14 protein-coding genes, 1 tRNA gene and 1 pseudogene are annotated in these 14,470 nt (G+C 59.6%); 8 read left to right on the top strand and 8 right to left on the bottom strand.

Features of this window, described 5'->3' with window-relative positions:
• The first annotated feature begins 111 nt into the window (after positions 1-111).
• Positions 112-558, top strand: a complete 447-nt coding sequence (locus tag CK227_RS16045) for a YcgN family cysteine cluster protein (RefSeq protein WP_095773677.1) — start codon at positions 112-114, stop codon at positions 556-558.
• A gap of 203 nt (positions 559-761) precedes the next feature.
• Positions 762-1,148, top strand: a complete 387-nt coding sequence (locus CK227_RS16040; RefSeq protein WP_095773678.1) for a hypothetical protein — start codon at positions 762-764, stop codon at positions 1,146-1,148.
• A 272-nt stretch (positions 1,149-1,420) separates the two neighbouring features.
• Here the strand turns inward: CK227_RS16040 and CK227_RS16035 are convergent, their stop codons facing one another.
• Complete coding sequence (locus CK227_RS16035) at positions 1,421-2,131, bottom strand: SIMPL domain-containing protein (RefSeq protein WP_095773679.1); 711 nt, start codon at positions 2,129-2,131, stop codon at positions 1,421-1,423.
• 134 nt (positions 2,132-2,265) lie between these two features.
• Here CK227_RS16035 and CK227_RS16030 point away from each other — a divergent pair.
• A tRNA-Ile gene (locus CK227_RS16030) sits at positions 2,266-2,341 on the top strand.
• Positions 2,342-2,362: 21 nt separating this feature from the next.
• On the opposite strand, the gene CK227_RS37300 is transcribed toward CK227_RS16030, so the two are convergent.
• From CK227_RS37300 to CK227_RS36745, 3 genes are all read right to left on the bottom strand, one after another.
• Entirely contained in the window at positions 2,363-2,953 is a 591-nt protein-coding gene (locus tag CK227_RS37300) for a tyrosine-type recombinase/integrase (protein WP_245318154.1), read from the bottom strand.
• A gap of 637 nt (positions 2,954-3,590) precedes the next feature.
• Entirely contained in the window at positions 3,591-3,842 is a 252-nt protein-coding gene (locus tag CK227_RS16015; RefSeq protein ID WP_095773681.1) for a hypothetical protein, read from the bottom strand.
• Between the two features lie 1,089 nt (positions 3,843-4,931).
• Positions 4,932-5,129: a hypothetical protein gene (locus CK227_RS36745; protein WP_179296458.1), complete on the bottom strand. Its 198-nt coding sequence runs from the start codon at positions 5,127-5,129 to the stop codon at positions 4,932-4,934.
• Positions 5,130-5,185: 56 nt separating this feature from the next.
• Here CK227_RS36745 and CK227_RS37820 point away from each other — a divergent pair.
• From CK227_RS37820 to CK227_RS16000, 3 genes and pseudogenes are all read left to right on the top strand, one after another.
• Positions 5,186-5,329: pseudogene (locus CK227_RS37820) on the top strand (DeoR family transcriptional regulator); the annotation flags it as partial.
• 51 nt (positions 5,330-5,380) lie between these two features.
• Complete coding sequence (locus CK227_RS16005; RefSeq protein WP_245318164.1) at positions 5,381-5,941, top strand: DeoR/GlpR family DNA-binding transcription regulator; 561 nt, start codon at positions 5,381-5,383, stop codon at positions 5,939-5,941.
• Between the two features lie 621 nt (positions 5,942-6,562).
• The gene (locus CK227_RS16000; protein WP_245318155.1) at positions 6,563-7,741 is read left to right on the top strand and encodes an MFS transporter; all 1,179 of its coding nucleotides are present in this window, start codon (positions 6,563-6,565) and stop codon (positions 7,739-7,741) included.
• 28 nt (positions 7,742-7,769) lie between these two features.
• Here the strand turns inward: CK227_RS16000 and hisN are convergent, their stop codons facing one another.
• From hisN to CK227_RS15985, 3 genes are read right to left on the bottom strand one after another with little or no spacing between them, the layout of a single operon-like run.
• Positions 7,770-8,552 carry a histidinol-phosphatase gene (gene hisN, locus CK227_RS15995; RefSeq protein WP_095773684.1) on the bottom strand — a complete coding sequence of 261 codons (783 nt, stop codon included), beginning with the start codon at positions 8,550-8,552 and terminating at the stop codon, positions 7,770-7,772.
• Positions 8,553-8,597: 45 nt separating this feature from the next.
• Positions 8,598-9,476: a sugar phosphate isomerase/epimerase family protein gene (locus CK227_RS15990; protein WP_245318156.1), complete on the bottom strand. Its 879-nt coding sequence runs from the start codon at positions 9,474-9,476 to the stop codon at positions 8,598-8,600.
• A gap of 42 nt (positions 9,477-9,518) precedes the next feature.
• A complete protein-coding gene (locus tag CK227_RS15985) occupies positions 9,519-10,514 on the bottom strand; it encodes a Gfo/Idh/MocA family oxidoreductase (RefSeq protein ID WP_245318157.1) in 996 nt (331 codons plus the stop codon).
• 138 nt (positions 10,515-10,652) lie between these two features.
• Between CK227_RS15985 and CK227_RS15980 the strand changes: the two genes are divergently transcribed.
• Positions 10,653-11,474: a helix-turn-helix transcriptional regulator gene (locus CK227_RS15980; RefSeq protein WP_095773686.1), complete on the top strand. Its 822-nt coding sequence runs from the start codon at positions 10,653-10,655 to the stop codon at positions 11,472-11,474.
• 40 nt (positions 11,475-11,514) lie between these two features.
• Here the strand turns inward: CK227_RS15980 and CK227_RS15975 are convergent, their stop codons facing one another.
• Positions 11,515-12,309, bottom strand: a complete 795-nt coding sequence (locus tag CK227_RS15975) for a hypothetical protein (RefSeq protein ID WP_245318158.1) — start codon at positions 12,307-12,309, stop codon at positions 11,515-11,517.
• A 316-nt stretch (positions 12,310-12,625) separates the two neighbouring features.
• Between CK227_RS15975 and CK227_RS15970 the strand changes: the two genes are divergently transcribed.
• Positions 12,626-14,428 (top strand): thiamine pyrophosphate-binding protein, encoded by a 1,803-nt coding sequence (locus CK227_RS15970; protein WP_095773687.1) that lies wholly within the window; start codon positions 12,626-12,628, stop codon positions 14,426-14,428.
• Positions 14,429-14,470: the final 42 nt, after the last annotated feature.

The raw sequence follows: 14,470 nt of genomic DNA, 5'->3' as shown, positions 1-14,470 counted from the left end.
GGCGATTGGCCGGCCTTTTGAAGGCAACTTCATGTCATTCGGGCGGGTTGCGGCCGCATTTCAACCGTCGTCGCGCTTGACCTCGGCGGCGGCTGGGGCCACATCCCCAAAATGAAAACGCCGTTCTGGAAAACAAAGACGCTGGAGCAGATGAGCCCGGCCGAGTGGGAATCGCTGTGCGATGGCTGCGGCAAATGCTGCCTGTCGAAGCTCGAGGACGAGGATACCGGCGAGATCTACTGGACCAGTGTCGGCTGCCGGCTGTTCGACGCGCAGACCTGCCGCTGTTCAGACTACGCCAACCGGCTGGCGCGCGTCCCCGATTGCGTCGGGCTGACGCCGCAGAATGTGCGTACCATCAGCTGGCTGCCAAGCACCTGCGCCTACCGGCTGGTGGCCGAGGGTCGCGACCTCTATTGGTGGCACCGGCTGGTGTCGGGCAGTGCGGAGACCGTGCATGAGGCCGGCATCTCGATGCGCGGCCGGGTCAAGGCGAGCGAAACCGATCTAGCCGAGCCCGAAGATTATTTTGACTATATGCTCGACGACGAGCCTTGAGGTCCGCCTCAATACGGCTCCCGACAAGGAACACGAGCAGGAATTTTTGGGCGCGCATTGTCCGAAACCTGGCGACGATTTCCTTTTCCCGCCACATGAACCGCAGATGAACGGCGGGTTCGTAAACAGTTCAGCCAGGCTGGCGCATTCTCCCATCATCGCTTTCAAGAGGACGGGCACAAGCCCGCAACAAGGAGAAGACCATGTTCAACACGGTGAAAACGGCAGCGCTCTCGGCCCTGGTCGGCCTCGGCGCGCTGACGGCCATTCCTGCCCATGCCGACAGTCTCTATCTCGGCTTCGGCAACAACCAGGATCCGCGCTTCGGCGTCTATACCGGCGACGACGGCTATCGGCATCGCCGCGATGAGCGCCGCGACGACTGGCGGGGTGACGATTGGCGCCGCGACGGCTGGCGCCGCGGCTGTTCGCCGGATCGCGCCCTCGACAAGGCGGAGCACATGGGCCTCTACCGGGCCCGCATCGTCGACGTCAACCGCCGCGTGGTCAAGGTCATGGGCCGCCAGGACGGCGACCGCGTCGTCATCGTGTTCGCCAACCAACGCGGTTGCCCGGTTATCTATCGCTGAAGCTGCAAATCGGAGCGGCATCCTCTTCTTCGAAGATGAGCCTGGAGACATGACCCCTAGGGGGGGCAGTCTGGAGACACGACCTTCTGCGAAGGTCGGTCTGGAGGCATCATCTTCTTCGAAGATGAGCCTGGACTAGCGGAGCCCCTGTCCCATCGGGCGGGCGCGGCTCGAAAAAAACCCCGCGGGAACGATCCCGCGGGGTTTTTCATGCGCGCCGGCGGACAATCCATGGCTGGGCGAAGAGCCCCGCCATGGATTGTCGACGCTGGTTAGTTCAGTTCGAAGGTGACAGTCACCTGGACGTTGTAGGCGTTCTCGCCGGCCTGCACCGGCGCGGCGCCTGCCGCGGCGTCGAAAGCCTTGGCGTTGATCGGCATCGGTGCCGGCCTGATGTTCTGATCCGTGATCTCGAGCACCTTGCCGAGGCTGACGCCGGCCGCCGCGGCAAGCGTCTTAGCCTTGGCCATGGCGTCGGCCACCGCTTTCTTGCGCGCTTCGGTGACGGTGGCCGCCGGATCGTCATTGGTGAAGGCGATGCCGCCGCCCTGGTTGACGCCGAGCGAAACAGCCTTGTCGAGGATCTCGCCTGTCTTGTCGATGTCGCGCACGCGCACCGAAAGCGTGTTGGTCACCTGGTAGGCGACGAACTCGGCTTCCTGGCTCCCATCGGGTTTGTTGGTGTAGTTGTAGCGCGGGTTGATCTGGATGCCCGCCGTCTGCAGGTCGCGATCCTTGATGCCCGCCGCCTTCATCGCAGCGATCACGGCGGCCATGGCGTCGTTGTTGGCATCGAGGGCGGCACGCGCCGTCTTGGCTTCGCGCATCACGCTGAGCGACAGCAAAGCCAGGTCGGGAGGAGTGGTCGCTTCGCCTTCACCCGAAACAATGATGCGGGCGGGCGTCGGCGAATCGGCGGCTCCAGCCATCGCCGGAAAAGCGACTGAAGCGGCGAGCGCGAGGGGCAAAAGATGTCTGGTCATGAAAATCTCCTTGGTCTGCGATCCAGTCGCACAGGTCGCGTAGAGCGCGATTATGGGGTGATTTGGGCGATCCGCGAAAGCCCGTCGGGAAAGCCTTGTGCCGGAAAGCGAAAAACACTAATCCATCCCGCGTGGGGCCTGTAGCTCAATGGTTAGAGCCGGCGGCTCATAACCGCTTGGTTGGGGGTTCGAGTCCCTCCGGGCCCACCATTGGCTTTCGCTGCCGTTGATTTAATTGGGTTTTCTGTACTTTTTTGTCCCACTCTCTTCCACCCCCTCCAAAAGTGGGACATTTTCGTTCTCGTTTCGATCGAATACCAGAAGCGTCCGGGCAGACTGCGCCACTATCCGGCGGCGTGCCTTGCGGATGTAATGATCGGGCTGCTGATACGTCGTCCAGCCGTAAATCGCCTTCAGCTGTTCATGCGTGGCACCGTTTTCTGCGGCAACGGTGGCGCCTGCCTTGCGGACCCCGTGGGCGCTGCAGCCCGGGAGCCCCGCTTCATCGCACCATTGGCGCATCTTGTTACCAAGGCCGTTTTCCGAGAAAGGCCGACCATACTCGGTGACGAGGAATGTCAGGTTGCCGGCCGGGGCGACGGAAAGTTCATCCTCGAGTTCTGGGAGCAGAGGCAGTTCGACGACAATCGCTTCCTTGCGCACCTTGCTCTTGTCGGTCTTGCCAGGCTTGATCCTGATCCACTTCTCCCAAATCCCGGTATCCTTGTTGCGAACCTGGGTAATGTGTTGTCTGCCGAAGATTGCTGCATCGGACAGTCGCAAACCTGTGAACATGAAAATCGCCAGCGCCATACGAGCCATGGTGCCGCGCGCATGCCGTTTCTCATACTAGACGATCTCCGACACTTCCCATGTGTGGAAACCTTCGCCATTGCCCGAAGTCAGGCGCTTTATTCCGTTTGCCGGATTGACCTCGACCATCTCGGCATCCTTGGCCCAAGCGAACATCGCGCTAATGGCTTTTGTAATATTGTTGGCTGCTCCCGGGGCGTCTGACCGGGTATCACGGAGCTCCTTGACGTGAGCCCGCTTCATGGCCGCGTATGGTAATGAACCCTTCGTCGAGAAGTCCGGATTGACTGGCCCGCTCAGCGGGTGAGGCAGTTTGCAAACGCCTTCGAGTATTGTTCGTCGTCGAAGCATCGTGCCTTCGCCGACCTCTGCGCCACCGCGCCGGAAATATTCTTGGCAAAGCCACATCAGACTGCCCCCGGGGGCCACTGGCCTCACTACAGGCCTGACCACATTCTGAGCCGAAGCATAAGGAACGCCATCTCGCGCACAGCGCACTTCTTCGTGGAACTCGGCTGAACCTGGCTTTTCTCGCAGGCGGATCTTTTTTCTTCCCGGTGCGCGGAAGTACAGCCGGATATTGCCGTGCCGATCCCGTCGACAACGCCTTTCAGATTGAATTTCACCATGGTGCTCGCCACGTCCATCATCTGCGATCCCAAGGATTATCGCTGGAGGACACCCCGTCAAGTTTGCTGTTGCGGTGTGGTAGCCGCCCGAATGCCTCTGCCAGTTCCTTCACGTCCCAGACATAGCGCTCTTTGCTGGGCATCCGCGGTTGTGGCATACGGCCATCCGCGACCATCTGGTCGAACGTCGTTGGACTGACGCCGATAGCTACCGCTGCCTGTTCTCGATTAATGCCGAACAGCAGGAGCCCGCCAAGTGCGCGTTTCATTGTTTTTCTCGCTGCACATCGCCTCGCGGGCTGAGTTCCGCGACAGTGGAGCATTCACCTAAGAAGCAATCACGCTACGCTTTCCTTGCTATGCCTGGAATGGATCTGTCCGGCCAATGCGGCAAACGGCGGTGACGGCGTGAAAATTGGATAGCAGACCGCGGCTGCGTGGGTTCGAGTCGGGAGAGCGCTACCATCCCTTGTTCGTTCGAAAATTGGCCTACGCCGTGTCACCCCAACATCGCGCGCCACTGTCCCGGCGAGGGGGTACTCGGTGGTGTCGAAGGTCGCCTGGACACGGCATACCAACATCTCCGTTCCGTTCTGTTCTTTTGGCCAACGCATCTGCATCTTGCGCGTGACGATTGGTTAGCTCGCTTGCAGAGATTCTTAGCGCATCCATCTCAACGCCGGAATGCCTGCGACACACGCGTGCGGGAAAGCGTGCAGCGGGACGGCTTGCCCACGATACTCATCCCAGACGGATGATGTGAATGCCGACGATTGCTCGATAGGGTTGAAGAAGCAGCGGCAGGGTGGGAGATTGGCGACAGCCAGATGCGAATGCCTTAGGGTATTTCACGCGTCCTTTTTGGTCTCGCAATGCCTTGGTACGGCGCTGCTTTTATTCCAAACGCAGTTTGATGGGCTCACTATGGTGCGAAAGAAAAAAGACTCCCCAGTTCGATTCTTTACGGCCGACGGCGTCGAGGTGGAAACCATTCTCGATTTGGCCGGCCCTCACAAGGATGAACTATTGAAGCGAATCGTTGAGGCGCTGGCGCGAGACGCGGCGAGGCGGGATTTTATCGCCGAGCGAGGCCTGGTCTCGGGTCAAACCTAGCGCGGTGTCGCCGGATTAGCTCGGAAGGCGCGTTTGCATTCAACGCGCGCGAACCGTGTATGCCTCCGGGAGGGGGCATTCCTCCTCTTGATTTATGGTTCGGCAGTGCATGCGAGAACATACGGCGGACATAGATTGGCGAACCGGCCGCTAAAACCTTGAGTTTCTATTGAAAATCCTGTCCCTCGGCGACTAACATAATAGTTATTTGCCAGTTGGTTATGAGGCGGTTCGCCCAAATTGATTCAAGAAGCTGATCCAGCGACTCGCTGACCGCATTTATCTTCTACCGAATGGAAGTTTTGCGCCTCATATTTGCGTGACAGCTGTCGAACCTTGGTAGCAGATTTTGCTAACGCCTCGGCTGAAATCGTTTCCAACCGAGCTGCTGTTTCGATTGCATCCGCGATCTCGTCCAGTTGGGTGCCGGTATCAGCGAGCAATAGGAATCGCATCCGGCGTTAAGCGCATCAATTGCCACCGCAGCAACGCTATCGCCGTGCATGGTGGCCATGGAGTCCAAGTCATCGGCCAGGGGCAGGCTGTCGTATCCGCGGCACTTGCGGTCGAGTTCGATATCTCCGAAGACGCCATACGACGGGACTTGCGGGCGATTGCAGCAGCGGGGCGCTGTCGCCGCGTCTATGGCGGAGCACTCCCACTTCTTGCAAGCAGTGTTCCAATGTCAGTCCGAATGGACACCCAGCATCGACAAAAGCAGGCGCTTGCGCAAACCGCCGCGACAATGATCGAGCCTGGAGAATTCATATTTCTGGACAGCGGTAGCACCAATCTGGCGCTGATCGATTTCTTGCCGAAAGGCTACGATCTGACCTTGGCCACCAATTCCATAGATATTGCCGGCGCAGCGCTGCGAAGACAGGACCTGAACCTCATTATGCTCGGCGGGACAGTCGATCTTGCTGTCGGCGGTTGCGTCGATGCCACGGCTATAGGAAGTCTTGCGCAGATGAACATCGACAGATCCTTTATCGGCGTCTGTTCGGTTTCTCCAACATTCGGCCTTAGTGCATTCGACATTGCAGACGCTACCTTCAAGCGGGCTCTGGTGGCTACCAGGGGATATACTATCGCCCTGGCTACGACGGATAAGCTAGAGGTGAGAGCGCCGCACCGCGTATCCGAGATAAGTGAGATCGACTGTCTAGTCCTCCAGCACGATGCGCCAATAAGCCATCTCGACGATCTAGTGCGAGCCGGAGCCAGCATTGTAAAAGCCCTTCAGCCTTTCTGACGCCAACGGCACGGCCTATATTCCATCTGACACCGTCTCGACCCGCTCTTCGGTGAAGCCTGTTGCGCAGCAGCGTCAGTTCAAGCTCGTCCCCGGCACTTGGGCAAACCGTCTAATCCGAAGCGCGTTCTGTGCTGGGGCCGATTTTCGTTTCAGTGAACACCAGACGCTCGTGTGCGAGGGTTTTCGGTGACCGGCACGCGTCCCGTGATCATCGGGCCCTGGCCATGCGCGCCGACGGGACTGAACATCTGCGCGTTGTGGATGGCTCGAGCTTGCCGAAAATTCCTCTGCCATCGTCAATGCGCTCATTATTATGGCTCCTGAGACGTCGCATTAGAGAGAGCCAAGTTCGCTCGCCGGCCGAACAAACTCAGCATTGGATGTCCGAGTCGGCACAGACGATCAAAAATGGATACCGACTCAAGCGGGTGAGTGCGTCGCTGTGCGTCGGGCAACGGGTCTTTGCGAAGTTGCCGTGCGAACTCAACTGATGTCGTCTGTTCCTTCAGACGGCTGGCTATGATCACGGCTCAGGGCACCCATCCGCGGAGTCAAATGCCCGCAACGTCGTTAGCCGATCGGTGTATCGAGGTCAGAACGGTTCTAAGAGGTAGGCTGTTGGCAAACAGGGTTATCGAGATGCCGGCTGCGATACGCAGCGGTCGATTCTTCTGCAACCTGTTTTTCTTCGCCGCCGGCGTCGGTATCGGGTCTTGGGCTTCTTGCCTGCCAGTCCTCAGTGCTCAGAACAGTCTGGAGAAAGGTGAGCTCGGGCTAATCCTTCTCTGCTTCGCGCTGGGCGCCATCGTGGCGATGACGAATGTTGGACGGCTTACGTCGCATTATAGCTGCAGCACGCTAAGCTTGGGCGGAGCGCTGACGTTCGGCACAGCGCTTGTCATCGTCCCATTTGTGTCGGGCAATGCCTGGCTAGCCTCTCTCGTATTTGTGGCAGGCTCCGGCTTCGGCACACTGGATGTCTCGATGAACACCGATGCATCCGCTCTGGAGCGCCGCTCCGGCCGGCATCTGATGTCTTCGTTTCATGCGGTGTTCAGTTTTGGGAATCTGGCCGGCGCTTTCACTGTCGGCCAGATCTTGTCTCACGGCGGGGCGCTGGCGATTTGCCTAGGAGCCACCGGTGTCGGCGTCGCTACGTTTGCGATCGTCGCCAGATTAGGCTCATCGCGAAATGCTGACCCGGCCGATGCCCTTCAAGCTGGAGCCAGCAGCGGCGGCAGACTCGACCGTGCGCAGAAAGCGTATCTTTATCTAATCGGGGCAATCGCCTTCTTGTCCATGATGGGCGAAGGCGGAATCATGGATTGGAGCGCCATCTATATTGTCAATATGTTCAGTGGAACCGACAGCGCCGGCGCCTATGGTTTCGCGGTCTTCGCAACGATGATGGCTGTTGGACGCCTGTTCGGCGACGCAATCACCGCCCGCATCGGTTCGACGCGGTTCTTGTACTATTGTTCGATCATTTGTGCGGCTTCGGTAGGGTTGCTGGTGCTGGCAGCCAACGTCGTCGTCGTCTTCCTCGCCTTGGCGCTATGCGGTCTTAGCGTTGCCAATCTCGTGCCTTTGGCATTCGCTGCTGCCGGCCGCTCCGGCGGGGCATTCGCCGGCCGCGCGATGTCAATCGTGACGACGATGGGCTATGCCGGCTTGCTGCTGGGACCTGCCGTGCTCGGTTTCGTGGCGCAGGCATCTTCTCTGTCAGTCACATTCATGCTGATCGCCGCGGCATTTATCCTGGTTGCATTGGCTACGCGGGCGCTTCGCAAAGAATGATGCTGTCCATTGCCGCCATGCACAACAGCTAGCCGTTGATCAGTGATAGCGCTTCCTCATGCAAATGGCGGTTTGCTGAAGCCAGCACGGCGCCACCATCTACTGCCGACTTTCCGTCCAGATTGGTAACGACACCTCCCGCCTGTTCGATGATTGGGATCAGCGCCGCGATGTCGTAGGGCTGCAGGCTGGGCTCGAGGCAAAGGTCGATCTGCCCGGCCGCCAGCATCGCGAAGGCATAGCACTCGCCGCCGTAGCGGGTCATCAGCGCGGCATCCTTAAGACGGGCGAAGTTGATGTCGGGGAAATCCGGAAACCTGTCGGGTGAATTGGTATGAAGGATCGCGGTGGCCAACGAGCCCGCAGCCTTCGTCTGCAGTCGGCTCGAGCCTGATGCGCCACCTGTCCACGCCTCGGTCCCCGTGGCCCAAAACCGTTCGCCGGTAAAGGGCTGGCTCATCATGCCCATGCAGGCCTTTCCATCGACCGTCAGGCCGATAAGGGTGCCCCAAACGGGAATACCGCAGATGAATGGCCGGGTGCCGTCGATCGGGTCGATGATCCATTTGACGGGTCCTTGGCCGCTTTCGCCAAACTCCTCGCCAAGCACCGCATGGTCCGGGAATTCTCCTGAGATCAGCGCGCGGATGACTTGTTCCGCCTTCTTGTCGGCAATCGTCACCGGGTCGAAGCGATAACCCGGCTTCACCTTCTCCTCGACCTCGATCGGCTTGCGATAGTAGGCTAGGGCAACGTTCGCGGCTGCATCCGCAAGCCGATGGAAGAAGGAGATGTCTGGCAGATTGTGCATGGCGTTCCAGTTGTAGGTTGGGGCAGGTAGCTGGGGATGAGGTCGTCAGGCGCCGACAAGGTCCCGCATCAGCGCGTTGAGGCTGCGGGCCACGTCATAGCTGTTTTCCTGATGCTGCCGCCGGCAGAACAGCTCGCAGCTCCACCAGCCGTCATAGCCGGTCGACTTTACCGCATCGACCCACTCCTTGAGGTTCAGCACGCCGTTTCCCGTTGGCACGTCCCTCAGCATGTTCTCGTCAGGGACGCCGCCGGCATAGGCGAGGGAATCGCAGATGTGGACACCGTAGATAATGTCTTTGTGCAGCCGAGCGATGCGCTTGGGCGTGTCACCGGACGTGTAGCAGTGCCAGAAGTCGATCACGAGCCGGATATTGTCGCGATTGGCGATCTCGATTGTCCGAAGCTGCCTGTCGATCGTGTTGAGCGGCGTCCAGGACAGGGCCTCCAGGTAGATCAGCAGCCCATACTGTGCCGCAAGGTCGGCGACCGCTGCCAGATTTGAAGCGGTGAGATCGATCTGCGTCTCGAGCGGCAGACCGACGACACCGCGGTAAAGGCCGGGGGTCGCGGCGGCGGAACCGTCATCCAGAGCTTTCAGGCTGAGCGGGCCAGTAATGACCTGTACGCCCTTTATGCCGGCGCTGGCGGCAAGCTGAAACAGGCTGTCGGCTTCGCGCATCAGCGCGGCCCTGCCTTCACGCTGGCGCTCGATGTCGACAAGGAAGCCCGTCCCCGGCACGTACATGCCGTCAAAGGCCTTGTTCAGATCCTTGGCCGTGAACCCGGCATCCAGGAAAGCGCGCATCTTGGCGGCCGAGACTTCCAGCCCGTCGAACCCGATCTTGCGAACGATGTCGAGATCGATGGCGAGCGTGGAATGCCGGGCGGCAAGCGAGTGGAACAGGATGGGATTGCTTTTCATCATGACTCCCTGCCGAGTGCAGCATCGTTGGGTTGGATAGCGCTAGCCTTGAATGGGAACCGTACGGCGCTTTTTCGCGGACATGGCGACGGCTTCGACAGTTCGCAGGGCAATAACACTGTCGGTGCCCTGCGATAACCAGGACGGCGTTTGGCCGCGCGTATTGGCAAATTCTCTAACGGTTGCGAGGTGGACATCGTGGTCGCGAACGGGGACAGCTTCGTTCCTGCCGTCGGCTCGTCGCATCAGCGTCCCCGACGTGCGGCCATTCAGCGTGCCTTGCGCAATCAGGGCACCTCTATCGCCCGCCACGAGCACCATGCTTTCGATGTCGGCGGTCCTGAAGCTTTCATGGGCCTGAAAAAGGCTTCCATCGCCGAGCCGGAGTATATAGGTCGCTTGGCTCGGCACTATTTCGTCCGATGTGATCAGGGCAGTAGCCTCAACCGGTTCCGCACCGGTCAGGAAACGCGCCAGGTCGATGTTCTCGACGGAGACGTCGAGGTAAATTCCGCTACGATCGTTGAAGTCCCGGGCTCTTCGGTTGGGCGGGGCCTGATAGGGCCCTCCACGTATCAACACGATCGATTGAACCGCGCCGATGTCGCCATCCCGTACCAACCGCCGCATCGTTTGATGGATAGTCGATGCCCGCAAGCGTTGATTGACCACCAGCGACGCCCGCGCGGCCCGGCATAGCTCCACTAATGCGCTGGCCGTCTTGCTGGTGCAGGAAATCGGCCCGTCGCACAGAATGTGTTTGCCCGCACCGGCTGCCGCGGTGATGTAGTGCGGCCGGCGCTTGAGACTGGCGCTGATATAGGCGAACCCGACCGATGGATCCTGCAGAACAGGGCCAAGCTCGGTCGTCGAATGCGGAATGCCAAGATCCACGGCGAAATGGTCGGCATCCCTCCTGCTTCTGCTCACCACCCACAGCGGCGAATGGCCGACCGATCGGATTGCCTCGACCACCAGCTCCGTAGCGATGGTTCCGGTCCCCATGAAGGACCAACCCACCTTGGCGCCTGCTGCCACTGAACATCCCTCCCGGCTATACCTTGCAAACTATGGAGCCCGCTTGCGTCGCCATCAATTTCGCATCCTATTGAAGTCCTTCTCACTTCGGCGTAGTCGTAGCGTCTAGTTGCTTCATATTTGCTGGAGAGGCCTGCGGTGACGTATATTGGCGAGAACACTGGCGCGTTGGCTGCCAATCTCAGAACCTTGTGTGACCAGCACGGCTCGGTTGCCGCAGTCTGCCGCAAGATCAACGTCAATCGCCAGCAGTTCAACAAATATCTTTCCGGGGCTCATGTTCCGTCGGCAGCCAACATCCGGATAATCGCCAACTATTTCGGGTTGAGCGTGCCCATCCTTTTCTCGGACCCAGAAGAATTCCGGACGCTCGTGGATGGAAATTTCTTTCATGCCATGGCGACGGCGCGGCAATTGCCGGAGTTTTCGCGGTTTATTTCCAATATGATCGTCGAGAACAATTCGCAGGACAACGAAATCGCCGGTATCTATGACCGCTATCAGTTCTCGTCGATCTACAAGGGATTTGTCCTCAAATCCGCATTCTGCATTTACAGGAACCGGGAGTTTTTGCAGCACTATTACGTCGAGCGATTCCCGAGTTTCGATACGCCTCGAAAGACCGAGTACATCTTTAAATATTACGGCTTCTGCTTTCCACTTGCCGATCGACTGTTCACTGCCGATTTCGAGGGCATTCAGTGCAACGAACTCACGTTTGGCGTCTATGCTCAGGTGAAGCGCAATGCCAAGCGGTTCATGTTCGGCATTTCCAGCGGTATCGCCGCCAACGTTTTTCGCCAGCCGTACTCGACCAAAGTGGCGCTGCATTACCGTGGGCCAGGCCTACTGCGCCGGGAGCATCTCAAGGCTCTGACGGTCATGGATCGCAACGACCCGGCAATCCCCCGCGAGGCGCTGCAATATCTGGGGGACGGGCTGGACATGATCCAGATGTGAGGTGGCCTTGGCCGGACGCAAGAAGGTTTCGAAATGACGCTCAGGGATGCAGTTCGATCGCCAGCCAGACCGAATCCGTATCGGCATAGTAGCGATGCCAGGGATAGGTCCATTGGTTTTCGCCCGTCACCCGGCAGAATGGATCGTGCGAATAGCCGACCGGCATTACCACGTCCTCATAGATCGTGGACGCCGCCCGTTCCCGGAACTTCTGCATGCGGCCGCTACCGTGGATCTGGGTATGAGTTTCCAGGAACCGATGCTCATTGTGGATGAAGCAGTCCGTATCGCCCGGCGACCACCATAGATTGAGTTTCAGCCTGAAGGTCTGCGGTGCCTCCGCTGTGAGACGCTCATTGGTGAACACATAGGGATCGGTGGTTACCGTGCCGATCTCGTCCTGGGGTGAAATGAAAAGCGGCGTGTCGCGCGGGAAACTCTTGATGCGGTTGCCGAGCCAGTCCCAGCCGCGGAACATGCAGCCGCCGAGATTGACGGCATTCTTTACCCTGAGTATGGCTGCACGCTCCGCCGATTTGATGCGTCCGCCCTTCAGCTGGGTGGACTTCCAGGCAGGGACAACCGCAGGATGCTCATCGCCGGTAATCATGGGCAAGGGCCCGAGGTTGACGACGACGGCGTCCTCGACGTCATATTCGACGACGTTCTCGACGAGCATGGCGAAAATGAAGTCGTCGGCGAACGATAGGTCTCTGGCCTGGTTCTTCATCATCGTATCTGGTGTATGAATTGTCATGAAACCAACAAGCCACACGGGCGTAGCCGGCGGAAGTGCGCGGATCGATGAATTAATTCGCAAGATGACGTCGGACATGCGTCATATTGCGTCGCTTCGGCCGTCGAGCCTCGGTGCTCCTACTGTCGGCACGCGGCGTGTCACGATAGTCGATGTCGAATGCGGTTAGCCCGTTATCCTTCTGATCGTTTGGCGTAAGAGCTGATCGGCCGAACGGGATGATGCACTTATTCTCGAATGGTGCGTCATCTCGCGTCAAGGAAACGCATTCTGCGAACTTGTCACAAGCCCTCGATTGTCTGCCTACTTGCGCTATCACCGAGGGCCGGCTTTCAGGGACCCTCATCTTGAGCCCGCTTGAGGCAAAAGAGCAAAAATCAGAGGGTCGATAGAGATGAAGCTGACGGGCGGTCAAATCGTTGCAAGGGCACTCAAGGAGTATGGCGTCGAGTACGTGGCTGGCGTTCCTGGCCACGGCATCTGGTCGCTGTTTGACGCCTTCCTGGAAGAGGGGTCGACCCTTCCATTCATCCAGGTCATGCATGAGCAGAGCGCCGTGCATATGGCCGATGGCTTCTTCCGGGCCAGCGGTCGGCCGATGGCCTGCTCCACATCGATCGGTCCTGGCGCGACGAACACAATCATCGGACTTGCGACCTGCTACGCCGACTCCATTCCCGCCTTTTTTGTCTCCGGCGGCCCGGCGACCCACATGAAGGGTCACGGCGTGATGCAGGAGATCGAGCGGCAGAACGAGAACGCTTTCCCTCGCATCACGGAACAGGTCACCAAGCGCGCCTACAAGGCTGGCCGCGTCGACGAACTGCCCTTCATCATGCACCGCGCCTTCAACACCATGCTGAGCGGCCGTCCCGGACCCGTCCATGTCGAGGTCCCGATGGACATCCAGGTCGAGGCGGCCGATGTCGAGATTCATCCGCTAGATCTTCGCATGGCGCGCGGCGTTGCCTACCCGGATCCGAAAGCGGTCGAGCGGGCCGTGAAGCTGCTGCTGTCGGCCGAGCGGCCGGTCATCGTCGCAGGCGGTGGTGCGATTTCCGCCAATGCGTCGGGAGAGCTCACGAGGCTCGCCGAAAAGCTGGGTGCCGCGGTTTCCATTACCTGGAACGGCAAGGGCGCCATTTCCGAAGACCATGCGCTGTTCATAGGCGCTGTCGGCCAGACCGGCACGACCTGCGGCAACAGCATTACTGCATCGGCCGATGTCGTCATGTCGGTCGGCTGCCGCTTCACCGACTGGTCGGCTTCCTCCTACGCCAAGGGCGTCAGCTTCTCGATTCCGCCGGGCAAGCTCATCCACATCGATCTCGACCACCACGAGATCGGCAAGAACTATCCGACGGAGGTTGGCATCGTGGCCGATGCCAAGGCTACGCTAGAAGCGATGCTGGCCATGATTTCGGAGGACGAGTCGAAGAAAGCGGTCATGCGCCGCGACAGGTTTCTGGCCGATGTCCAGAAAGCGAAGGCAGACTGGGAAGCGCTGCTTGCGCCGCGCCGCGATAGCCGCGAGTCGCCCTTCACGTCGCAGCGGCCGCTTGGTGCGTTACGCACGGTCATGAGTCGCGACGGCATCGTCGTTGTCGGCTCGGGCAACACGCAGGGCGCGGTCAAGCAGACCTTTCCGATCTACCAGCCGCGGACCCACCTCACCTCCGGCTCATTCTCGCCGATGGGCTGGGCCGTTCCCGCCGCAATGGGCGCCAAGCTGGCAATGCCGGACCGTCAGGTCGTATCCATCACCGGCGACGGCGATTTCATGATGTCGCTGCCCGAACTCGGTACCGCCGTGATGAACAACATTCCTGTCGTGTTCCTGGTCCAGAACAACCAGGGCTACATGTCGATCCGTGGCGGTCAGCGCAAGTTCATGGGACGACACATCGCCTCGGAATTCAACCGTCACAAGGGTAATGGCGAACCCTACAGCGCCGACATTGCGGCGGTCGCGAGGAACTTCGGCGTCGAGAGCTGGAAGGTCACGGCCGACGAGGATCTGGAGAAATCGCTGAAGGCCGCTCTCGATTGTGGCGGCCCGGCGCTAGTCGAGGTCATAACCTCTCGCGATGCGGCCGGTCCGTTTGCCACCGGCTGGTGGGATTTTCCATCGCCCGCCTACTACGAGAAAGAGCAGGCGGCTTACACCGAGAAGCGCGTGCTCGAACAGCACATGTAGCCGTGCGTGGGGCGAGCAGCCCTGGCTGCTCGCGCTTCATTC

Origin of the sequence: Mesorhizobium sp. WSM4308, assembly GCF_002294905.1 — a bacterium.
Taxonomy (GTDB): domain Bacteria; phylum Pseudomonadota; class Alphaproteobacteria; order Rhizobiales; family Rhizobiaceae; genus Mesorhizobium.
This window is presented reverse-complemented; position numbering and strand designations above follow the sequence as displayed.